Origin of the sequence: Methanoculleus methanifontis (assembly GCF_030464365.1) — an archaeon.
GTDB lineage: Archaea > Halobacteriota > Methanomicrobia > Methanomicrobiales > Methanoculleaceae > Methanoculleus > Methanoculleus methanifontis.
In genome coordinates this window covers 156210-176279 of the sequence record NZ_VCYI01000003.1, presented here as the reverse complement: position 1 = coordinate 176279, position 20070 = coordinate 156210, and the positions used below count along the sequence as shown (strand labels likewise).

Below are 20070 nucleotides of genomic sequence, written 5' to 3'. Positions count from 1 at the left end.
TCGCGAGGCGAAGCTCCGCAGGAACAGAGCTTGAGCACCGAAGGTGCGAACGGGTGCCAACGTATGGGCATGGACTTGACATCACCCGAACCCGGCGGCATGAGCCTGCGGCCCGTGGGGGTCGTCCGGAGCACCGTACAGGAACCCTTCCTCGTCTCCGGCAGAGACGGCATCTCGATGCGGGAAGGGCCGGAAACGAGCAGGGATCACGTCAGGAGCGTGAAGGAGGCCGCTTCGGAGATCGTCATTGACGAAAACCGTATCGCGCTGCTTGACGGTATCGAAGAATATTCCCATATCACGGTGCTCTACTGGGGGCACAAAGTGCCGGAAGAGAGCCGGTCCGTCGACCGCGTGCACCCGATGGGCAGAACAGATATTCCGAAGACCGGGATCTTCTCGACCTGCAGCCCCGCCCGTCCCAACCCCGTGCTCGCAACCGTTGTCGGGCTGCACGCACGGCGGGGGAACGTTCTCGAGGTTACCGGGCTCGACGCCGTCGACGGCAGTCCCGTCATCGATATCAAACCCTACGTCCCGGCCCAGTACCCGAACGGCGACGTGCGGGTTCCTGCGTGGATGGAAGGACTCATGAACGAAGTGGACAAGCGGTGTGCGTGAATCCTGCACAGGTAGGAAAAAAGAGATATGTTATCGCGACTTCGCGATCGATTTTTCCAGGGCGGGCAGTTTGTCGTCGAACGCCACCCCGTATTTCTTCGCGAGGATGACCACCGCCGCCTCCACCCGGATGTTACCGTCGAAGTTGTCGGTGACGATCCGGTGGAGTTCGGCGACGACCTCCTGGGGCGGCTTCTCCGTCGCGGCGGCGATCCGCCCGATCAGTTCCTCGTAGGGGCTTTCCGCCGTTGCGAGGACGTCGGAAGTGGGCTTGAACCCGAGCGGTATCGAGACATCGGCAACGTCGAAGAGCGGGCGAATGGCTCCCCCGTCCACCTCGATGAGCCCTTCCGACTTCGCCCGCTCCAGGAGCTGGCTTGCCTGCTCCTTGTTCATCCACTTCCGGTCGATGGCGATGTAGAAGACGAACTCGCTCCTCTGCAGCCGCTCTTTACGCATGTGCTTGAACGGCGCGGCAACCGCAATCTTGACGCTCACTCGCAGGCACCCTTGAGCATCGTTCGCAGGTCCATCGCGTCCAGGTCTCCGAGCCGTCCCTCTTTCGCGATGTAGCACTCCGTCACCGCACCTTTGTCGACGATCCGGAGGAAGAAGACGTTCTCCTTGACCGGCAGTTTCTTTTCAGGGGTTAGTAGTGTCCTCTGCAGGTCGATCCTGAAGTCCGCCGCTTCGGCGACATTCTCGGTGAGCGGCGCGAGGTCGTTCAGGTCGAGGAACTGTGTCCGCCCGTCCGCGATCTGGATGAGCATCCGCTCCTTGACGAGCCCGTCGGCACCCCGTGTGGTAGTATGGGTGTCGTGCATCCGTGCGATGCAGGCAAGGACTTCCAGGAACGGCCTGTTGAGTTCGAAGTCGAGGTCGATGGATTGAGGGAAACGATGGTATATCCGGCGCATCACTAGAATTGAGGTCTGCGGAACGTAAAAAGGATGTGATCCCACCGGAGGCGCAAACGTTTTCTGCACGCCTTCCCCTTCCTGCACCCATGACCGACCACCTCACGCTCCTGCAGATGAACGACTCGCACGGGTATCTGGAGCCGCACCAGGAACTCTTCTATACCAGCGGGCCGCCGGTGTACCGGACGGCAGGCGGGTATGCCCGGATTGCCGCGCTCCTCGAAGATGTCCGTGACGAGCGACCGGACCGGGTGCTCGCGTTCGACTGCGGCGACACCATCCACGGAACCTACCCTGCCGTCCGGTCGGAGGGCGAAGCGCTTGTCCCGGTTCTGAACACTCTCGCCTTCGACGCCATGACCGCCCACTGGGAGTTCGCCTACGGCCCAGAGCAGTTCCAGAAGGTTGCCGGGAGGCTTGATTACCCGGTCCTCGCCGACAACTGCTACGACGATGCGACCGGCGACCCGGTCTTTCCCCCATACACGGTCTGCGAGACCGAAGACCTGCAGGTGGGTGTCATCGGCATCGCCGCTACGATCGTCGACAAGGTGATGCCGGACTCATTCTCGAAGGGGATCCATTTCTCTCTCGGCAACGCCGAACTCCCGGGGCACATCGCCCATCTCCGCGACGAGGAGGGGGTGGATCTCGTCGTGGTGATATCCCACCTCGGGTTTCCCCAGGAGGTGAAACTCGCCCGTGAGACGGACGGGATCGACGTCCTCCTCTCGGGGCATACCCACAACCGCCTCTTCGAGCCGACAGTCGTCAACAACACCGTCATCATCCAGTCGGGCTGTCACGCCTCCTTCCTCGGGCGGCTCGACCTTACGGTCGAGAACCGGCGGGTGAAGAAGTTCGACCACGAACTCATCGTCGTCGGTGAGGAGATCCCGCCTCACCCGGAGGTCGAGGAGATGGTCGAGGGGATCGTGGAACCCCACCGCGAGTACCTCTCCCGGGTCGTCGGGGAGACCCAGACAGGTCTTAACCGGAACACGGTTCTCGAAGCCACGATGGACAACCTGCTCCTGCAGGCGCTCATCGACGTCACGGGTGCGGAGATGGCGTTCTCGAACGGCTGGCGGTACGGCGCCCCGGTGCCGCCCGGCCCGGTCACCCAAAACGATCTCTGGGACATCATCCCGGTGAACCCCCCGGTCTCGACGACCGAGATCACCGGCCGGGAACTCAAGGCGATGATGGAGGAGAACCTGGAACGGACCTTTTCGCGCGACCCCTACCAGCAGATGGGCGGCTACGTGAAGCGGTGCATGGGGGTCAACCTCTACTGCAAGATAGAGAATCCGGCCGGCCTGCGGATCCAGGAGTTCTTCGCGGCCGGCAAAAGGCTCGACCCGGACGCCGTCTACCACGCGGCGTTCGTCACCGGGCAGGGCGTGCCGCCGAAGTACGGGAAGAACCGGGAAAACCTCGATCTTCGGGCGATTGAGGCGCTCGAACGCTACCTCTCGAAAGGCCCCGTCAGCGCCGAACTTCGCGGGAGCGTGACGGCGATATGACCCCCTCCCCTCGGGTCGTCATCCACCTGGACGAGCGCGAGAAAGCGGCTCTTGCGCTGCGGAATACAAAGAACCTCGTCGAGGGTCTTGCAGGTGCCGAGGTGGAGGTGGTCGCCCATGCCGACGGGGTGGAAGGACTCCGTTCCGACGGTGCGAATGTCGCCCTCATGGATCCGCTCGCAGGTCGCGGAGTGCTGTTTGTCGTCTGCGAAAACACTCTTCGTTCCCGGAACCTGTCGGAGAAAGACTTCCCCGGTTACGTTGGGACCGTCCCGTCCGGCATCGTGGAACTGGTAATCCGACAGGCCGAAGGGTGGCACTATCTTAGGCCGTGAAAAAAAGGGGAGGGGATCTTATACGAGCAGGACGGCGTTGACGACACCGTCCTGGCTCGGTCTGCTGACGATCCGCGCGCGCCCCATCTCGGTCTTGATGACGGCGCCCTTCGTCAGGAGTTTCCGCCGGACGTAGTTCGGGTTGGCGCTGTTCGCCTCGACCGCCTCGATCTTCGCCTTCTTGGTCTCGCCGGTTGTGGGGTTCGAGACCGTTGCGTAGTCTACCCGGAGTGCCCGAACCTTCTGGTTGCCACCATAGGTACGGATAATTCTCCTGCGCTCTTCACCGACATGTGTCTCTGCCGGAGCTCTTCCGATCTCCGTTCTCTTCTTGCCCTGGGAGGTGTGGTAGCGTCCGCCCGACGGCTTCCGTACTGATCTTCCTTGCCACTGCATGTGACCACCGATATACTCTGCTGAGGACGCAATACCCTTCAGGGGTAGCAATCTCTCGTTAAAGTGCTATAACTATTCGGGACCTGGATATTTAACTCTGCTGATCACGCGAGGATCGCGTCCAGCAACTCGTCCAGCCCTTCCCCGGTCTTCATGTTCGTCCTGAAGATCTTCATCTCCGGGTTGTAGCGGCGCATATCCGCCTCCATCCGGTCGAGGTCGGCGCCGACGAACGGGGCAAGGTCGACCTTGTTGATGACGCCGATGTTGCTGCTCCGAAACATCATCGGGTGCTTGTTCACCACGTCGTCTCCTTCTGTTGAACTGACAACGACGATCCTCTTCTCGGCACCCAACCGGAAGTCGGTCGGGCAGACCATGTTGCCGACGTTCTCGATAAAGAGGACGTCGATCTCATCGAGCGGGAGGTGCTCGATGGCGTGCTCCACCAGGTGAGCGTCGAGGTGGCACTCCTTCCCGGTGTTCGCATTGTAAGCCGGGACCCCGAGGCCGACGATCCGCTTGAAGTCGTCATCGCCGTAGACGTCCCCGGCGATCGCACCGGCACGGAGGCCCCGGTCGCGGATAAGCGGCACGAGGCGCTCGATCGTGGCGGTCTTCCCCGACCCGATGGCGCCGAGAAGGTCGAACGCCCGGATGTCGTGGTCCTTGAGGTGGGCCGCGTTGGCATCTGCCAGGCGGTTGTTGACATCGTAGATGTCCTTCTCCACGTGGACGTCGATATGATGCATGGTATGTACTGTGATCATGATCTGTTTATAGATTAACCACCCAGATCATACAACAATGAGCGCTGAACGCATCCTGTACCCCTGTTACTTCGACACCACGCTCGAGCGGCGGGAGGGACGTCGCGTTGCTAAAAACCTCGGCGTGAAGTCCCCGGAGCTCCCGGCCATCGAGGCCGTCCTGCGCAAGATGAAGGTTCCGCACCGGGTGGAGGAGCACCACCACCCAGCCCGGTGGGCGGAGCACGAAGGCCGGATCGTGGCGGAATGGGAGGGAAGCAAGGAAGACCTGATCCGGAAGGTTGCGAGCGGTCTTGCCGGCCGGAAGTGACCGCGATGTATGACCTGCACACCCATACCATCCTCTCCGACGGCGAACTCCTCCCAACCGAGCTGATCCGCCGAGCCGCCGTGCTCGGCTACGAGACGCTCGCGATCACCGATCACGCGGACGCCTCGAACCTCCGGCACCTGGTGGAGGCAACTGGCAGCGTCCGGGAGTCGGCGCGGTGTTACGGCGTGAACCTGCTCGTCGGGGTGGAACTCACCCACGTCCCGCCGTCCCTGATAGCGGCGTTTGCACGTGATGCGAAAAGGTTCGGTGCCGATATCGTTGTGGTTCACGGCGAGACGGTGGTGGAGCCGGTCGCCCCGGGAACCAACCGCGCCGCCTGTGCGTGCGAGTACGTGGACGTGCTCGGCCATCCCGGGCTCATAACGGTCGAGGATGCGCGCGTAGCCGCGGAACACGGGGTGGCGCTCGAGATAACCTCAAGGGGAGGGCATAACCGCACCAACGGTCACGTTGCGCGGGTGGCGCGGGAGGCCGGGTGCCGGCTCGTGGTCGATTCCGATACGCATGGCCCGTCCGATCTAATGTCAAAGGAGGCACGCCGGGCGGTCGCGCTCGGCGCCGGGCTGACGGAGGCGGAATCCCGGGAGGCTCTCTCACAGGATATAAATCAGCTTCTTCAGAAGTGAGACGTGGTATTTATAATTTAGCAAAATGTTTTTATAACAATACAGTCAATATATATACGTTACTAAATACGCCCGGATATAGTATCCCCTAGAGGTTGCAGTTTGCGGTTAATCGGTCGTTCTATAAGTGTTTGCGGCAATCGCTTGTTAATCTTGCGATGTGATGCTGCACAGTTGCCCCGCCTCTACAGCGAGGCTGTGGATCGCCGGTTAAAACCCGTAGGGAAGGTTGTTGACATATTTGGGAATATATCATCGCCTTATGCCGTAGTCCTCTGCTACAACGGCTGTTCCGTACAGGTTGGCGAGAAAATCTTTGCAAGATAGGTGTATAATCGATGGCTGAAGTAGAAAAATTGAAACAGCTGCAGTTGCAGCGTGAGGCCCTGAAGAAGAGAGGGGAGCAAAAGATCAAGGAGACGGAGAAGAAGCGCACCGAAGAGAGCGTTCAGTCCGTCTGCCCCGAGTGCGGCAGTCGCCAGCTCGTCCACGACTACGAGCGTGCCGAACTCGTATGCCAGAACTGCGGTCTCGTCCTTGACGAGGAGTTCATCGACCGCGGTCCCGAGTGGCGTGCATTCGACCACGACCAGCGCATGAAGCGCTCCCGTGTCGGCGCACCGATGACGTTCACGATCCACGACAAGGGTCTCTCGACGATGATCGACTGGCGGAACCGTGACTCCTACGGACGCGCGATCTCGAGCAAGAACCGCGCCCAGCTCTATCGTCTCCGGAAGTGGCAGCGGCGTATCCGGGTCTCGAACGCGACCGAGCGGAACCTGGCGTTCGCGCTCTCGGAACTGGACCGGATGGCCTCCGCGCTCGGCCTGCCCCGGAACGTGCGCGAGACCGCGGCGGTCGTCTACCGCGACGCGGTGGACAAGAACCTGATCCGCGGCCGGAGTATCGAGGGCGTCGCGGCGGCCGCACTCTATGCGGCATGCCGGCAGTGCAGCGTCCCCCGGACGCTCGACGAGATTGCCGAGGTATCCCGTGTGTCCCGTAAGGAGATCGGCCGCACCTACCGGTTCATCTCCCGCGAGCTCGGGTTAAAGCTCCTGCCGACGTCCCCGATCGATTACGTACCGCGCTTCTGCTCGGGCCTGAACCTGAAGGGTGAGGTCCAGAGCCGGGCAGTCGAGATCCTCAGGCAGGCAGGCGAACGCGAACTTACGAGCGGCAGAGGCCCAACAGGTGTCGCTGCAGCCGCAATTTACATCTCGTCGATCCTCGGCGGAGAGCGGCGCACCCAGCGCGAAGTCGCCGAAGTTGCAGGCGTGACCGAGGTCACGATCAGGAACAGATATAAGGAGCTGGCAGAAAAATTAGATATCGAGATCATACTCTGATCTCATATCATCTCACACCCTTGGGCTCGTAGATCAGGGGTAGATCGCTACGTTCGCAACGTAGAGGCCGCGGGTTCAAATCCCGCCGGGTCCATTCTTCTGTTTTGTGATGTTCCTTTTTGTGAGTATTGCTTAGGTTCCTGGGCGACCGTGGGTCGCCGGGGGTTTCGAAAGGGGCGCAGCCCCTTCGGTTGGGACAGAGAGGCCGCGGGTTCAAATCCCGCCGGGTCCATTCTTCTGTTTTGTGATGTTCCTTTTTGTGAGTATTGCTTAGGTTCTCAGGCGACCGTGGGTCGCCGGGGGTTTCGAAAGGGGCGCAGCCCCTTCGGTTGAGAGACGACGTAGCCCCCTTCGCGGCTTCGCGCTCTTCGCGTGAGACCTTGTCGCTGCCCCCTACACTTCACCTCACGCGAAGCCGCGAAGAACGCGAAGTTTTGTTGGGGGTAACTCTCTTTCGCGGCGCTCCTCGCCTACCCCCAGGTGAAGTTCCTCTCCGGCTCCTCCTGATCCGGCAGCACCACCTCGAACCACGTCGTTCCCCGCAGCGAGACGTCTGCAGACACTTTGTTCGAATACGGGTTGACGTAGGTGTCGAGCGTCGTCCGGTTCCCGACTCCGTCCTCGAGAACCATCTCCAGGTCCCACTGCGAATACTCATCGTCTCTCACCGCCGCGTCGCTGATAAACCAGTTTTCTACCGGGAAACAGCACGACTCGACGTCGTTACGGTAGTAGAGCGTCAGTTCGCCACTGACATCGGCGTCGCCGGCATCGAACTCCCAGCGCCGGTCGATGCCGGGATTCTCGGCCGTCTCGTTCACCGCAACAGTGATCGTGCCCGGCTCCGTCACCTCCGAGATCTCGAAGGTCGCAATCACCCATCCGCCGGGGTCGGTGAAATAAACGGCGCTCTCCTCAGGCTCCGCCGGTATCTCGACGGAGGCGGTATAGGGTTCCCCGGAGCCGGACGAGATCGCTCTCTCGATGAACTGGTACCGGAGCCGTACGAAGTCCAGCATCGTTTCGGTATGGTACGCCAGGTAGCCAAGATCGCCGTGATGGTTCTGTGGGTGCAGCGCGAACACCTCCTCTCCCGGCGTGATGTCCAGCCTGTCTCCGATCGTCTCTGTGTGAAGAACGAGCTGCCCGGCATAGTAGTCTTCGGTGAAGACCTCGTTCATCAGGAACGTCATGCGGGTATTGAGCCGTTCACGGAGCGCGGGAGTATCGAGGAACTTCGTCACCAGGTCGTTGTCCCAGCCGCTTGCTATCGCCGATTCGTACCCGAAATAGTCGTTGACCGTAGCGTCTCTCCGGGTATGCGAACCGAACGTCAGATCCTTGTCCCAGGGAATGACCATCCACCCCGCATCCGGGTCATCGGTGTCCAGGTAGAGCCAGTAGTCATCGCCGAACGAGTCGACGTCACCGATGAGGTAGTGGATTGCCAGCCAGTCGATGAAGTTCTCCTCGTCGAATCGCTCGATGAACCCCTCTTCGAACTCCGGACCGGCAGGAGTCCGGTAGACCCAGGCGACGAGGTCATGGAGCGCTCCCCAGTCCGGTTCGCCCCGGCTGTCCATGGTCTCTGCGAGAAACGCTTCAGGATCGTCCTGCTCGTCGATGGGATACCCGAAGACCGAGAGGCGGTTGACCTCCGGCACGAGATAGTAATGGCCCCGAAAGTCGTCGGCGACCAGTGTCCCCGCAGGGTTCAGGCCGTTGCTTGCGAGCAGATCCGCGTCGACCCGCTCTACGTGAACGTACAGGCCTTCGTAGATGTCGTTGATGTACAGGTCGAAATACCTCGTTCTCGGTGCCGGCTGCCCGAGATCGTGGAAGAGGTCCATGGACAGCCTCTCCCGCATCATCGTCGGATCGGTGTAGGTGGCCTTCAGGTTCATATCGGTGCTGCCGAAGAGGAACTCCTGAGATTCGTTAAACCGAATGTTGAACGACTTCTTCGGCAACTCCCGCGAAGAGGTGCCCCGGAAGCGCACCCCCTCCTGTTCGATATCCTCGCCATCAGGAGAGAGCCGCACGTAACCGTCCAGCCGCTCATCGGATGCATCTCCACGGGTATACAGATCGACGAGATCCTTCCAGTCCATGAAGAGGTACAGGTTCTGCACACCGGAACCCGGATCGCTCACGTTCTCCTGTCCCGCAGCCATAGGTATGGCGAAGGCTGTTAGAGACAACACGATGAGTATGCCGGCCACAGAATCCATCGTCATGGGTCGCAGTCATACCGTCAGACGACATTAAGGTTCCCGGGCAGGGAGAGCGAGCGAAGCAGCACCGGGTACACGATCACCCGTGCCGCCAGTCAGGGCGACGGGGCTGTAACGCTGTTTCTCAATGCCGCTGGTTGCGGGGTGAACGTCTATAAAAAAAAACTGCAGGGATAACGGGAAATTCCCCCGTTCTCCCGGGTCACCGGCGCAGGAGACGGCCCGCGACCGTAACGGCGAGGAGCCCGATGAGCGCACCCGCCCCGGCGGCCTGAGTCGGGGTTGTCGCGGGGGTTGCGTCTTCCCACCTGACTTCCGTCACCGCCGGCACCGGCACATCAGCCGTCCGGAAGATGAAGGCCTGCTCGCCCGCACCCGCCGCAAGGTAGTCACCGTTATCCGAGAGGGCGACGGCCGCAACGGGAGCACCGGCGTCGAACGACCAGCGTGCGTCGCCGTTGCCGTTCCAGAGGCACATGGTTCCACCTGCATTCCCGGCCGCGACAACCTCACCCCTCCGGGAGACATCCACGGCGGGGACATTGCTTCCCGTCCGGTTCGTCCAGAGGAGGGCGTCGTTCGGCCGGTAGCACTCCACATCACCGCTTTCCTTGCCGATGACCACGAACCGCCCGTCACCAGAGAGGGCGAGCGCGAGGATCGGCGCTCCGGTGGGAAGCGCCCAGGGGAGGGCCCCCGCCCGGCCGTAAACCTGGAGGACGCGATCCCGGCCCCCGGCGGCGACGACCGATCCGTCACGGGAGGCGTCAACCGCGGTGACGGCGCCCCGGGCAAGCCCCTCCCAGATCAGGTTCCCCTCCCTGTTCATGAAGAGGATGACACCGTTGTTGCTCCCGGCAACGATGTAGTTGCCGTCGCGGTTGAACGCGACGGACGTCACGTGCGGCGGGGTCTCTCCGGAGCGGGTGCCCGGCTGCACGGCACGGTTCCACTCCTCATTCCCGAGGTTGGTGAAGAGGACGATGCGATCGCCCGCCACCGCGAGCGATCGGCCGTCACCCGCGAAATCAAGGTCGCGAACGGGGCCCGTGACGCTCTTCGTCCAGTAGCGGCCACCGTTGCCGTCGAAGAGGAGCACGTCGCCCCCCATGGTTCCGGCGGCGACGTAGTCCCCGGAACCGGCGACGGCAACCGCGGTCACCGCAGCTGGAGCGCTCGCGTTCCAGGGAACGGTGCCGTCCCGGTGCAGGCAGACTATCCCCCCGCTGCTCGTCCCCGCGACCATATACCTCCCGTCAATGGTTATCGCAACGTCGTTGACGATGCTTCCCGTCGATACGCCGTGGTAGGAGGCCTCCGCCCCGGCCGCCGCCGGAACCATGGCGACGATCAGGGCGATGATCAGTGCAATTCTTTTCATGGTTTGCCCCTGCCCGGGAAAGGATTCCCGGAATACGTCTACTTTCTCGGGCGGGCTCTTAAACCATTCCGGCATCGGGTTCTGCTGCGGAAGGTTGACGACCCACGGTGCGTAATCTCCGGATCACATGGGCATCAGGGCGGACGAGGCGGTCTCCCACTTCATGCAGGGCTAAAACTGTGCACAGCCAGTCGGCTCGGTTTTTGCGGGCGACGCCGGGGTTCCCAAAGAGGTCATCCTCCGTGCGGCCACGGGGTTCGGCGCCGGGGTGGCGAATACCAACGGCATGTGCGGAGCGGTCTCGGGGGTGATCCTCGTCATCGGGCTCCTGTTCGGGAGCACCGGCCCCGAAGAGAAAGAGGCGAAAGACCTGACCTATGACATCACCCGGGAGTTCGTCACCCGTTTTGTCGAGAAGAACGGCACCATCTCCTGCACCGGACTCCTCGGGTGCGATCTCTCGACCGGCGAAGGGCTTGCCCGGGCACGCGAACAGAACCTCACCCGGACGATCTGCCCCCGCTGCGTCAGAGATGTGGTCGAGATCCTCGAAGAGGTTTTCGCGTCCGTCACTTTCGGGCAATCCACCAGGCAGTGAGGAACGCCGGAAGGGACGGAACCCTGAGTCTCCGCCGCAGGTCGTCGGCGCCGAGGTTCTTTGCCGCGAGAGCCGGCTTCTCGATGACGTGCCAGGAGAGGAACGCGAGAGCAAACGTCACCGCAAACGAGAGCCCGAAGAGCGCCGGGAGGAGGAGCGCGTTTGCCGTGACCTGGATCAGCGCCTGCTGAACCGGGTAGTGGTAGATGTAGATGCCGTAGGAGAAGTCGCCCGGTCTCCCGAAGGTGCTCAGGAACGGGATCGGGATGTGTGCGGCGTAGATGGTGAGGTACGGGATGGCAATCATCCCGGCGACGGTCACATAGGGGGTCAGCACCGAGAACCCGAGCAGCAGGAGCAGCGCCCCGGCGACGACCGGCTGGTAGGCGATGCGGTGGCGGTGAAGGTAGAGGAAGGCCCCGGCGAGGAAGTAGAGGGTGAACCGGACCTTCGCCATCCGGGGATCGTCGAACCAGTACATCCAGACCAGGATGTTTACTGCGGCAAGGGCAGCGAAGGCGCCCCACCGGCGCAGGAGCCCGGCGATCCCGAGTGCCGCGACGACCCCGTACATCAGAACCTCGACGGGTATCGTCCAGAGCGACCCGTTGACGTAAGTCCACGGGTTGTCCTGGAAGAGGCCTATCGCCGATCCGTCTTCGAAGAACGGCGCGGTAGCGAGGCCCGCCGGAGAGAAGAGGGCGGCGAAGTATTCTCCCGGGGGAAGGGACGTCATCAGCGGGCCGATGACGAAGAGCGTGATGAAGATCGCGATGGCGAGACCCGGAACCACCCGGAGAAACCGTTTCCAGGCGAACCGGAGCGGCGATGCGGTCGACTCCCAGCTCATCGCGATCAGGTAGCCGCTGGTGACGAGGAGGGCGGCGAGCCCTGCCTGCGCCACGAGTGTGACCGGGTCATACATCCCCATCCCGACATAACCGAGCCTGAGAGAGTAGGCGTGCGCAAAGACGATCATCGCCGCCGCCGCGAACCGCAGGAAATCGAAGTTGTTGGAGAACCGGCCTCCCGGAACGCTCCCGCCTTCGGTGACCGCCCCCGGGCGCTCTGTTTTCATGGCTATCGGGATCCTTTCCTCACTATACAGTGACAATCGTTAAATATTTAGTCAAAATATTCTGCCCCTATGGATCCGCTCGTTGTCGCCACGTTCGCCGGCGTCGCCCTGCTTGAGATCGCCGTCCCGCTCGCGCTCGGATACTGGATTGCCAGGAGGTTCGGCGCCCCATGGCGGATTTTCGTGCTCGGCGCCCTCTTCTTCATCGCCGTACAGATCGTCCACGCGCCGCTCGTCCTCGTTACACAGAATCCGCTCTATTTCGCACTGCTGCCGTCCGGGATAACAGTGGCCCTTGCCGGCCTCGCTGTCTACCTCGGCCTCATGGCCGGGCTTTTCGAGGAGATCGGGCGCTATCTCGTCTACCGCTACTACTTCGGGCGACGTGAGATCGCGCTCACCCGGGAGAATGCCCTCCAATTCGGGGCCGGGTGGGGCGGCATCGAGAGCATCTTCGTCGCGCTCCTGGTGCTCACGAGCATGGTCTCCTACATCCTTCTCACAGGCGACGGGGGAGCGATCCCCCTGCCCGACGATCCTGCCATCCAGGCAGAGATCGAGGCCGTCCAGGCCCTCACGCCGCTCGACATCCTGCCCGGTCTCGCCGAGCGGATGATGACGATCACGTTGCATATCGCCTGGTCGCTTATGGTGCTTGCCGCCGTTGTCTACGGCAGAAAGGCCCTCCTCGCGCTTGCCGTCCTCTGGCACGCCGCCGTGGACGCCGCCGCCGTTTATCTCGCGCAGACGCAGGGGATCCTGGTGACCGAGGCGGTGATCTTCGTCTTTGCGGTGCTCGCCCTCGCGTATATCCTCTGGGAGTGGCGGCGGATGGGGGTAAGGGCGGCGACCTAGCCCTTCCACTCGTGCAGGTAGCCCCGGCGTTCGAGCGGCTCTCCGTCCGCGAGGACCGTCCGCTCCGGTATGACCTCGCCGATGACGTGCGCCTCGACCCCCGGAACCGGAAGGATGTCGGGAGGAGCGGTAAAGAGGAGTTCGAAGTCCCCCCCGCCGTAGAGGGCAAGCTCCCGCCCCTCGTCCTCCGGGACGCCTGCCGGGAGCGGGAGGCGGGCGGTATCGACGGCAAACCCGCAGTCGTTCACCGCCAGGAGATCGTGGAGGGAGAGCGCAAGGCCGTCGGAGATGTCCATCATCCCCGAGACCCCAGCACGGCCGAGCGCCTGCCCCTCTCGAACCCGGGGCTGCGGTTCGAGGAGTTCCTTTACGTGCCGGTCGTAGCCGGCGAGAGCGGCCTCGGCCTCCCCGAGCGGGCCGGTGACCGCGATGACGTCGCCCGGCCGCGCCCCCCGCCTCCGGACGAGATGTTCCGGGGCGACGAGCCCGAGCCCCGTGCTCACGATCGTCAGTTCCTGGTGAGCGTCGAGGTCGCCGCCCACGAGTTCGGCGCCGAACCTCGTACAGCAGTCCCGGGCGCCCTCCATGATCCCGCGGAGCCGTTCCGGCGTATCAAGGCCGACCGCGAGGAGCACCTCGCCCGGCGCCGCGCCCATGCTCGCGACGTCCGAGAGCGTGACCGCCGTCGCCATCCAGCCCATCTGCCACCCGGTCATCCCGATGGGGAAATCGGTCGTCTCATGGAGCATATCAGTGCTCGCGACCATCAGACGGTCACCACAGGGGATGACGGCGCAGTCGTCCTCGAGTCGCTCCGGGTCGATGATCGTCCCGATCAGTTGGTGCAGGCCTCGTTCATCCACCGCGGCGCACCTCCTTCTCCCGCTCGCTCCGGTACTCCTTGAAGAGATACTCGACCCGCTCGGCTTCCTGCTCGCGCCGGAATTCCTTTTGCTCCTCCTCCCATTCCGCGATCGCCTCATCGAGGGCACCGGTCAGTGCCGCCCCGGTCCTGCCGCGGATCTCCGGCCTGACGGTCTCCGCGGGGAGGAGGGGCAGATCGGACTCCCGGGCGGCCCGGATCAGGTGCGGGTCGGGCGGTTCCCCGCCGACGACCAGCGCCCGCACGCCCGTTCCCGCGAGGTCCTTCACCACGCCGCGGCCCCAGCCGTGAGTCCGGGGGACGTAGAGGACGTCTTCTCCGGCGATGCCAATCTCCTCCTGGAGGGCCCGCACCGCTTCGCGGGTGAGGGAGTCGAGCACCTTGAGCGGGGTGTAATCTTCCGAGACCTCGAGTTTCGCGACCTTCTGCATCCGCTCCAGGCGTTTCTTCAGCCGCCGGGATCGCCGCCGCTCGCCCCGGAGCTGTTCGCGCAGGCTCTCGATGGCCGCGTCCTTCGCCGCCAGTTCCGCGTCCCGACGGATCTTTCGCTCGGCCGCGGAACGGGCCCGGCGCACGTCCTGCCGCAGTTGCTCCGCCTCCCGGTCGCGTTCGCGGAGGTCGTCCTGCAGTTCCTGCACGTAACTGCGCAGCCTTTTCACCATCCCGTCGAGCGCCATCACCCGCTCGTCCTCGACCGGCCGCTCCGGCTCGGTCTCCGCCGCCGGTTTCGCCTCCTTCTTCGCCGCCGGAACCCCCTGCAGGTCTGCAAGAACGGTGTCGAGCGGCTGGCCGCGGAGCACCCGCGCCCGCACCTCGTCGAGATCGTAGCCCGCCCCCACTCTCTTCGCGATGTTCCTGAACTTGTTCTGGAGGCTCCGGTAGGCGTCCAGCGCCGCCGAGAGGGCGTCGCGCTCGTGGTCGTTCGTGTAAGAGAACGGGGCGGTCAGGTCGTACTTCGCCTCCACCGAGAGCGACTGCTTCGGGGTGTAGGGGATGGCGTTGAACGCCCGCCGGATCTTCTCGACCGAGTAGGGCATCTGCTGGACATCGGAGGCAACGATGAGCGGTTTTCCCGCACGATAGAGTTCCTCGACGATATCGGACATCGTCATCTGCCGGGAACTCGTGAGGAGGACCAGGTTCCCGTCAAGGTCCACGGCAGCGATGCCGGTGGTCGTCCCCGGGTCGAGCCCGACGATCAGGTAGCGGGGGCGGCCGGAGAGGGGTTCGAACCGTATCCGGTCGAGCTGCCTTCCTGCCACCCGCACCTGGACGTCGGCGCCGCGGGAGGAGTGGACTGGAACCATCTCCCGGGGAGCCTTGACCCGGAAGGCGACCCTTGAGAACCCGCCGAAGGCCTTCGTCTCCTTCTTCTCGTAGTCGAGCCCGGCACCGCGGAGCCGCCCCTCGATCTCCCGGGCCTTCTGCAGCACAGCGCCGTGGATCTTCCGGACATAGCGGTTCTGGCTCCACCCGCCCCGGCCGGGCGAGCGGTGCCTGCTCACCACGATGTCGGTGGTGTTCTCAAACGCGATCACCTCGACGCCGGCCCCGAGCGCGGCCACCCGGGCGGTGGTCCGGGCCTCGGCGTAGGGGTCGAACTTGTTGAAACTGATGTTGTAGCGGGCGGCGACCTTCCCGAGACTCTCCTTCTTCTCGCCGCCGGTCACCTGGACGAGTTTTGTTGCGGGCGGGAGCGACTGGAGGAATACGTGGAGTTCGCGCTGGTCGGCGGCGACCTCCTGGAGGCTGTCCACCGCGAGGATGTCGGGCTCTTCGGTGGCGAGGAGGCGCTGGAGCCGGAACCCGGTCACCTCCTCGACACCCTGGACCTCGCCGTCCTCCACCCGGGCGAGCGCGTAGACAGGCCGCCGGGTACGGGAACGAACCGAACCTTTGATGATGTCGATCCCGAAGACCTTCACTCCACCACCCTTGCCAGTGCTTCGTCGAACGCGTACTCGAGGCCGTATTTCCGTTTGAAGTACTGGAGGATGTTCTCGATGTCCCGGTTGAGGATCTCGCCGGCGTTCGGGTGGGCGGTCTCCACCCACTGCGGCCAGTCGATCAGCCAGCACTGCCCTTCGTCGACCATGACGTTGAACTCGCTCAAATCACCGTGGACGATCCCGAGGCGGTAGGCCTCCCGCACGTTGTCGAGGATCTCGTCGAGAACCGATTCGGGCTCTTCGAGGGTCGCCCGCGAGAGGTTGACGCCCGGCACGAACGACATCGCCACGATATGCCGGTTCAGGTCGATCGGGAGCGGCACCGAGACGGCGGGATGGAGGGTCTTTAGAGCGTCGTACTCCATCTTCGCCGAGTTGCTGGAGGCGAATATCCAGGGGCAGTGCCCGGCCTCCGGCATGTAGCCGCGCTTTACGCGGGCGGACTGAAACGACCGCTGCCCGACCCGGTGGAACTTCAGCACCACGACTCCAAGGCCCATCGCCTCGTAGACCTCCGACTCCTTCCCGACCCCGATCAGCGTCCCGAGCGCCTGGACGGTGCCCCGGCGGGTGAGGGTGTGGAGGGCCAGAGTGTCGTAGCCGTTGAAGACGAGCGCGTAACTCTCGTAGGGGGTCTTCTCGTACCGGACCATATCCATGGCCATCAGCCTGCCCAGGCGGTAGGAGAGCTCGGACTCCGAGAACCTGGTGGCCGACTTGAGCACCTCGAGCGGCACCCACCGGTACCGGCGCATGAGGCGTTCGAGAGCGAGCAGGATCCGGAGTTCGTAGGTATGCAGGGATCGCACGTATTCTGCAGGAACAGGCATCTTCTACACCATTTATGTGGCGCGGCGATAAAAGGATGATCGAGAACGCATGCAGTGCAGCAAGTGCCGCCGCGACGCGGTCATTTTCCAGCGATACTCGGGGCTGCACCTCTGCGAGCATCACTTCAACCGGGATTTCGAGGCGAAGGCGAAGCGGGCGATCCGGGAGCACCGCTGGATCGAGTCGGGGGACACGGTGGCGGTGGCGCTCTCGGGGGGCAAGGACTCGAGCGCTGTCCTCTTCTTCCTCCGCCGGCTCCTCGGTGAGCGCCGGGACGTGCGGCTGATGGCGATCACGGTGGACGAGGGGATCTCCGGCTACCGCGACCCGAACCAGGCCAGGAAGATTGCCGAGAGCATGGGCGTCCCCTGGGTGACGGCAACGTTTGCCGACGAATACAGGATCACGCTCGACGAGATCGTGGCGCGGAAAGGGACGGGGCTCTCCTGCTCCTACTGCGGTGTGCTCCGGCGGGCGCTGATGAACCGGATTGCCCGCGAACACGACGTCACGAAGTTCGCTTATGGGTTCAACCTGGACGACGAAGCCCAGTCGGTGCTGATGAACGCCCTCCGGGGGGATGCGGAACGGCTCACCCGTCCTATGCGGGAGGCGGAGGGGATGGTTCCCCGGATCAAGCCGTTCATGTACATCCCGGAGCGCGAGGTGGCGCTTTACGCCTTCCTCCACGTCGAGGGCTTCGACCTCGCGGGCTGCCCCTACGCGGGCGACGCTCTCCGGGGCGACGTCCGCGGCATCCTCGACGACTACACCTACCGTCACCCGGCGACGAAGTACTCGCTCGTGAACCTCGGCGAGGCCCTCCGGGGGGCGGAGAGACCCGAGGGGGAGGGGCTTCGGATCTGCGAGCGGTGCGGGGAGCCGTGCGGGAAGATCTGCCGGACGTGCCAGGTGCTTGATGAGGTTCGGCGATCCTGAGTAGGAGGAGCCTGATAGCGGATAGGTGTGTCTACCAACTGCGAGGGTGAAGCGTCAGAAAGGACGTTTTCGGAAGTAATCTGTTTTTAGAGTGAATTCCGAGGGAATTCTGTTCTACTTGCGTAACCCCGTCAACCGATATGTCCTGGATATCGCCACGTGGGGAGGGGCTGACGGGGAGGGGGGTTCGCCCCCCTCCCCTGTCTCTGTAACATAAGGTGACACTGTAACCCCCACCCCACCCGGCCTTCGGCCTCCTCATTCGCACCTGCGGTGCTCATGCTCCGCTCCTTCGGAGCATCGCACCCCGCCCCAAGGGGCAGGGGCAGTGCGTGGCGATATCCACTGAAAATCCGTTTACAGGATGTGCGATGTTCTAAAGAATGGCTGGTGGTAGAGGTGAACGGCGCTTGACCCTCTCTGCAACGCCGCCCCCTTCTCTCTTCACCGCATCACGAGACATCCACCCGTAACGTCGGTGAAGATCTCCATAAACTGCTCGGGGTGGTTCAGGAACGCGACCGATCGCGGCCGCCCGACGAGATCGTAGAGCCCGACCTCTTTCTCGATCCCGAGTTCCGGAACCTCCACCGGGTTGCAGTAGCGCACCGGCGGGGCGTCGGGGTAGCGCGGGTTCTTCACGAGCGCCCCGCCCTCCATCTCGTAGTAGGCGGCTCCCTTCAGGTCTGTGTAGGGGCCGTAGTTGCTCGAGAACTCCGACGAGACGAGGTTCGCCATCACGAGATCCTCCCTTCCGGGGTTGATCGTCACGTGACCGTATCCCGGCGGGATCAGGATCTTGTCGCCGGCGGTTCCCTCGATCATCACCACGTCGTCGGCATTGCGGGTCTGGAGAAGGTAGTGCCCCGTCCCCTCAAGCACCTCGTAGATCTCCGGGTAGAGTTCTCCTGCCGGGTTCTCGGTGTGGTAATGCCCCTTCGTCTTGACGTACTCCCCGCAGAGCGTCCGGGCAGGAATGACGGTGATATCGTAGCGGATGCGGTGCTCCCGGAGCCACTCCCGGTCGCTCTCGCTCTTCGCGAGATCCCGGTACATAAAATAGAGAGGCTGGTCGGAGGTGCAGCCGGGATCTGCGAGAACCTCCCGCATCTCCTCGATTGTCCTTACCTGCGGCTCCGGTTTGGGTCCGTCCCAGTACCCGTTCATCTCTGTTTCTTACGGTACACGAATATATAATACCCTGCACCGATGATGACGGCCAGAACAGCGATGAGGAAGACCGGATTGGTGAAGAGCGTGCCCTGCCTCTGCTCAAGTGCGACCCGCACCTTCATGCTGTCCGATATCTTGCTGTTGTCGAGGTCGTCGCGGTAGCGGATCTCAGAGTCGATCCCGTATTCTTTTTCGGTTCCATCGTTGTCGACGTTCACCTCGAACCGTGCTGTCGCGGTCTGGCCCGGGGCGAGGTCGCCGAGGAAGGCAGTGTCGTCGCTGCTGGTGAAGGGGTCGACGGCACTGATCCGGGCCTGGGCATTGTAGACCGTCGCCGCCCCGGAGTTCTTGTACACGACTTCAAGGATGCTCTTCTGCCCCAGGTAGAGTGTCGACGGAGGCGAGACGACCTCGAAGGCGATCTTGCCACCTATGGGAAGGCCGATCGTCACCGGCCGGGAGGTCACCGTCTTCCCTTCGTAGTCCTCGTAGGTGACCGCGACGTCCAGCGGGTACGACTGCGGCTCGGCGGTATCGGCGACCGAGACCTTGAACTTCACGTCAACCGTCTCTCCCGGCTGGAACGATCCGACGTAGGCGTTCCCGTCGGTGGGGATGAGCGGGCTCGCGCCGCTTCTCGTGACCATCGCGACCGCCTTGTTCGCCGTGTCGTGTCCGGCGTTCTTCAAGGTCATGTAGACGTAGCCTTCCGTACCGACGTTCAGTGACTCAGAGCGAACATCAAGAACCTCGACCTGGAGGTCGGGCGTGACCTGCACTTCGAGCGGCAGGGTCTCGGTCTTCTGCTGGTAGTTGTAGCGGAGGAGATCGCTCCCGTACTCTTCCGCATCCGCGAGGTAGGTATAGGTCACCTCGAGCGGCAGCACGTAGGTGCCCGGTTCCGCGGAATCCGCGATCTTCACATCGAACGTGGCGGTCGCGGAGGCCCCGCCCATGATGTCGCTCAGGAACTGGGGATCCGTCTTGACGGTGAACGGTGTATCGGTGCCTTTGAGCCCCACACTGACCAGTTTTGCGGTGTTCGGCTGGTCTTCGGGGGTGAGAAGCGTCGAGCCGACGATCTTGTGGGTATTCAGGCCGCTGTTGGATATGATAACCGCAAGCGGGGTCTCAGCACCCGGTGCGAACTGATTGGTGCCGGAAATCGTTGCCGACAGCTCAGGACTTCCATAAAGGTACTTGACGCCCTGCGCCGCTCCCGGGACAACCAGGAGTGCCAGCAGGAGCATTAGTACGGGTAGGTATTGC

20 protein-coding genes, 1 tRNA gene and 1 pseudogene are annotated in these 20070 nt (G+C 63.2%); 10 read left to right on the top strand and 12 right to left on the bottom strand.

Annotation, left to right across the window (positions count from 1 at the left end; genetic code table 11):
* Positions 1-69: 69 nt before the first annotated feature.
* Positions 70-621 carry a tRNA (N6-threonylcarbamoyladenosine(37)-N6)-methyltransferase TrmO gene (gene tsaA, locus FGW20_RS03600; RefSeq protein ID WP_301676720.1) on the top strand — a complete coding sequence of 184 codons (552 nt, stop codon included), beginning with the start codon at positions 70-72 and terminating at the stop codon, positions 619-621.
* 30 nt (positions 622-651) lie between these two features.
* On the opposite strand, the gene FGW20_RS03595 is transcribed toward tsaA, so the two are convergent.
* Together FGW20_RS03595 and FGW20_RS03590 are read right to left on the bottom strand one after the other, a co-directional pair.
* Positions 652-1119, bottom strand: coding sequence for a DUF2240 family protein (locus FGW20_RS03595; protein ID WP_301676719.1), 468 nt, complete (start codon positions 1117-1119; stop codon positions 652-654).
* A complete protein-coding gene (locus tag FGW20_RS03590; RefSeq protein WP_301676718.1) occupies positions 1116-1538 on the bottom strand; it encodes a hypothetical protein in 423 nt (140 codons plus the stop codon). The genes FGW20_RS03595 and FGW20_RS03590 overlap by 4 nt, the downstream gene beginning before the upstream one ends.
* Positions 1539-1627: 89 nt before the next feature.
* Between FGW20_RS03590 and FGW20_RS03585 the strand changes: the two genes are divergently transcribed.
* The gene (locus FGW20_RS03585; RefSeq protein WP_301676717.1) at positions 1628-3067 is read left to right on the top strand and encodes a bifunctional metallophosphatase/5'-nucleotidase; all 1440 of its coding nucleotides are present in this window, start codon (positions 1628-1630) and stop codon (positions 3065-3067) included.
* The gene (locus FGW20_RS03580) at positions 3064-3402 is read left to right on the top strand and encodes a DsrE family protein (RefSeq protein ID WP_301676716.1); all 339 of its coding nucleotides are present in this window, start codon (positions 3064-3066) and stop codon (positions 3400-3402) included. Before FGW20_RS03585 ends, FGW20_RS03580 begins: the two co-directional genes overlap by 4 nt.
* An 18-nt stretch (positions 3403-3420) precedes the next feature.
* Here the strand turns inward: FGW20_RS03580 and FGW20_RS03575 are convergent, their stop codons facing one another.
* Both FGW20_RS03575 and hypB read right to left on the bottom strand, forming a co-directional pair.
* Entirely contained in the window at positions 3421-3798 is a 378-nt protein-coding gene (locus FGW20_RS03575; protein ID WP_301676715.1) for a 30S ribosomal protein S8e, read from the bottom strand.
* Between the two features lie 104 nt (positions 3799-3902).
* On the bottom strand, positions 3903-4550 hold the full coding sequence (hypB, locus tag FGW20_RS03570; RefSeq protein WP_301676714.1) for a hydrogenase nickel incorporation protein HypB: 648 nt from the start codon (positions 4548-4550) through the stop codon (positions 3903-3905).
* 55 nt (positions 4551-4605) lie between these two features.
* Between hypB and FGW20_RS03565 the strand changes: the two genes are divergently transcribed.
* The 4 genes from FGW20_RS03565 (at position 4606) to FGW20_RS03550 (ending at position 6974) form a co-directional block, all read left to right on the top strand.
* Positions 4606-4878 (top strand): signal recognition particle subunit SRP19/SEC65 family protein, encoded by a 273-nt coding sequence (locus tag FGW20_RS03565; RefSeq protein WP_301676713.1) that lies wholly within the window; start codon positions 4606-4608, stop codon positions 4876-4878.
* Between the two features lie 5 nt (positions 4879-4883).
* Positions 4884-5528, top strand: a complete 645-nt coding sequence (locus FGW20_RS03560; RefSeq protein ID WP_301676712.1) for a histidinol phosphate phosphatase domain-containing protein — start codon at positions 4884-4886, stop codon at positions 5526-5528.
* A gap of 338 nt (positions 5529-5866) precedes the next feature.
* Positions 5867-6880, top strand: coding sequence for a transcription initiation factor IIB (locus tag FGW20_RS03555; protein ID WP_301676711.1), 1014 nt, complete (start codon positions 5867-5869; stop codon positions 6878-6880).
* A gap of 22 nt (positions 6881-6902) precedes the next feature.
* Positions 6903-6974: transfer RNA gene (locus FGW20_RS03550), tRNA-Ala, on the top strand.
* 376 nt (positions 6975-7350) lie between these two features.
* Here the strand turns inward: FGW20_RS03550 and FGW20_RS03545 are convergent.
* Both FGW20_RS03545 and FGW20_RS03540 read right to left on the bottom strand, forming a co-directional pair.
* Entirely contained in the window at positions 7351-9117 is a 1767-nt protein-coding gene (locus FGW20_RS03545; protein WP_301676710.1) for a CotH kinase family protein, read from the bottom strand.
* Between the two features lie 199 nt (positions 9118-9316).
* Entirely contained in the window at positions 9317-10495 is a 1179-nt protein-coding gene (locus FGW20_RS03540; protein WP_301676709.1) for a WD40 repeat domain-containing protein, read from the bottom strand.
* Positions 10496-10682: 187 nt separating this feature from the next.
* Between FGW20_RS03540 and FGW20_RS03535 the strand changes: the two are divergent.
* A pseudogene (locus FGW20_RS03535) lies at positions 10683-11093 on the top strand (C-GCAxxG-C-C family protein); the annotation flags it as partial.
* Here the strand turns inward: FGW20_RS03535 and FGW20_RS03530 are convergent.
* A complete protein-coding gene (locus FGW20_RS03530) occupies positions 11065-12171 on the bottom strand; it encodes an acyltransferase family protein (protein ID WP_301676708.1) in 1107 nt (368 codons plus the stop codon). The pseudogene FGW20_RS03535 and the gene FGW20_RS03530 overlap by 29 nt on opposite strands.
* A gap of 69 nt (positions 12172-12240) precedes the next feature.
* Between FGW20_RS03530 and FGW20_RS03525 the strand changes: the two genes are divergently transcribed.
* Positions 12241-13026, top strand: coding sequence for a YhfC family intramembrane metalloprotease (locus FGW20_RS03525; protein WP_301676707.1), 786 nt, complete (start codon positions 12241-12243; stop codon positions 13024-13026).
* Here the strand turns inward: FGW20_RS03525 and thiL are convergent.
* From thiL to FGW20_RS03510, 3 genes are read right to left on the bottom strand one after another with little or no spacing between them, the layout of a single operon-like run.
* A complete protein-coding gene (gene thiL, locus FGW20_RS03520) occupies positions 13023-13889 on the bottom strand; it encodes a thiamine-phosphate kinase (RefSeq protein ID WP_301676706.1) in 867 nt (288 codons plus the stop codon). The genes FGW20_RS03525 and thiL overlap by 4 nt on opposite strands.
* The gene (locus FGW20_RS03515; RefSeq protein WP_301676705.1) at positions 13882-15834 is read right to left on the bottom strand and encodes a DUF460 domain-containing protein; all 1953 of its coding nucleotides are present in this window, start codon (positions 15832-15834) and stop codon (positions 13882-13884) included. The genes thiL and FGW20_RS03515 overlap by 8 nt, the downstream gene beginning before the upstream one ends.
* Positions 15831-16688 carry an RIO1 family regulatory kinase/ATPase domain-containing protein gene (locus tag FGW20_RS03510; RefSeq protein WP_301676704.1) on the bottom strand — a complete coding sequence of 286 codons (858 nt, stop codon included), beginning with the start codon at positions 16686-16688 and terminating at the stop codon, positions 15831-15833. Before FGW20_RS03510 ends, FGW20_RS03515 begins: the two co-directional genes overlap by 4 nt.
* A gap of 49 nt (positions 16689-16737) precedes the next feature.
* On the opposite strand from FGW20_RS03510, the gene FGW20_RS03505 reads away from it, so the two are divergent.
* Positions 16738-17628, top strand: a complete 891-nt coding sequence (locus tag FGW20_RS03505) for a TIGR00269 family protein (RefSeq protein ID WP_301676703.1) — start codon at positions 16738-16740, stop codon at positions 17626-17628.
* Between the two features lie 444 nt (positions 17629-18072).
* Here the strand turns inward: FGW20_RS03505 and FGW20_RS03500 are convergent, their stop codons facing one another.
* Both FGW20_RS03500 and FGW20_RS03495 read right to left on the bottom strand, forming a co-directional pair.
* Complete coding sequence (locus tag FGW20_RS03500; RefSeq protein ID WP_301676702.1) at positions 18073-18795, bottom strand: glucose-6-phosphate isomerase family protein; 723 nt, start codon at positions 18793-18795, stop codon at positions 18073-18075.
* Entirely contained in the window at positions 18792-20051 is a 1260-nt protein-coding gene (locus FGW20_RS03495; protein ID WP_301676701.1) for a COG1361 S-layer family protein, read from the bottom strand. Before FGW20_RS03495 ends, FGW20_RS03500 begins: the two co-directional genes overlap by 4 nt.
* Between the last annotated feature and the right edge of the window lie 19 nt (positions 20052-20070).

Bases quoted from the DNA above. Each gene is read 5' to 3' on its own strand.
- FGW20_RS03565 (WP_301676713.1), top strand. From the start codon at position 4,606: ATGAGCGCTGAACGCATCCTGTACCCCTGTTACTTCGACACCACGCTC.
- FGW20_RS03505 (WP_301676703.1), top strand. From the start codon at position 16,738: ATGCAGTGCAGCAAGTGCCGCCGCGACGCGGTCATTTTCCAGCGATAC.
- FGW20_RS03575 (WP_301676715.1), bottom strand. From the start codon at position 3,798: ATGCAGTGGCAAGGAAGATCAGTACGGAAGCCGTCGGGCGGACGCTAC.
- FGW20_RS03555 (WP_301676711.1), top strand. From the start codon at position 5,867: ATGGCTGAAGTAGAAAAATTGAAACAGCTGCAGTTGCAGCGTGAGGCC.
- FGW20_RS03585 (WP_301676717.1), top strand. From the start codon at position 1,628: ATGACCGACCACCTCACGCTCCTGCAGATGAACGACTCGCACGGGTAT.
- FGW20_RS03525 (WP_301676707.1), top strand. From the start codon at position 12,241: ATGGATCCGCTCGTTGTCGCCACGTTCGCCGGCGTCGCCCTGCTTGAG.
- hypB (WP_301676714.1), bottom strand. From the start codon at position 4,550: ATGCATCATATCGACGTCCACGTGGAGAAGGACATCTACGATGTCAAC.
- FGW20_RS03510 (WP_301676704.1), bottom strand. From the start codon at position 16,688: ATGCCTGTTCCTGCAGAATACGTGCGATCCCTGCATACCTACGAACTC.
- FGW20_RS03540 (WP_301676709.1), bottom strand. From the start codon at position 10,495: ATGAAAAGAATTGCACTGATCATCGCCCTGATCGTCGCCATGGTTCCG.
- FGW20_RS03580 (WP_301676716.1), top strand. From the start codon at position 3,064: ATGACCCCCTCCCCTCGGGTCGTCATCCACCTGGACGAGCGCGAGAAA.
- FGW20_RS03495 (WP_301676701.1), bottom strand. From the start codon at position 20,051: ATGCTCCTGCTGGCACTCCTGGTTGTCCCGGGAGCGGCGCAGGGCGTC.
- FGW20_RS03560 (WP_301676712.1), top strand. From the start codon at position 4,884: ATGTATGACCTGCACACCCATACCATCCTCTCCGACGGCGAACTCCTC.
- FGW20_RS03545 (WP_301676710.1), bottom strand. From the start codon at position 9,117: ATGACGATGGATTCTGTGGCCGGCATACTCATCGTGTTGTCTCTAACA.
- FGW20_RS03530 (WP_301676708.1), bottom strand. From the start codon at position 12,171: ATGAAAACAGAGCGCCCGGGGGCGGTCACCGAAGGCGGGAGCGTTCCG.
- tsaA (WP_301676720.1), top strand. From the start codon at position 70: ATGGACTTGACATCACCCGAACCCGGCGGCATGAGCCTGCGGCCCGTG.
- FGW20_RS03500 (WP_301676702.1), bottom strand. From the start codon at position 18,795: ATGAACGGGTACTGGGACGGACCCAAACCGGAGCCGCAGGTAAGGACA.
- FGW20_RS03590 (WP_301676718.1), bottom strand. From the start codon at position 1,538: ATGCGCCGGATATACCATCGTTTCCCTCAATCCATCGACCTCGACTTC.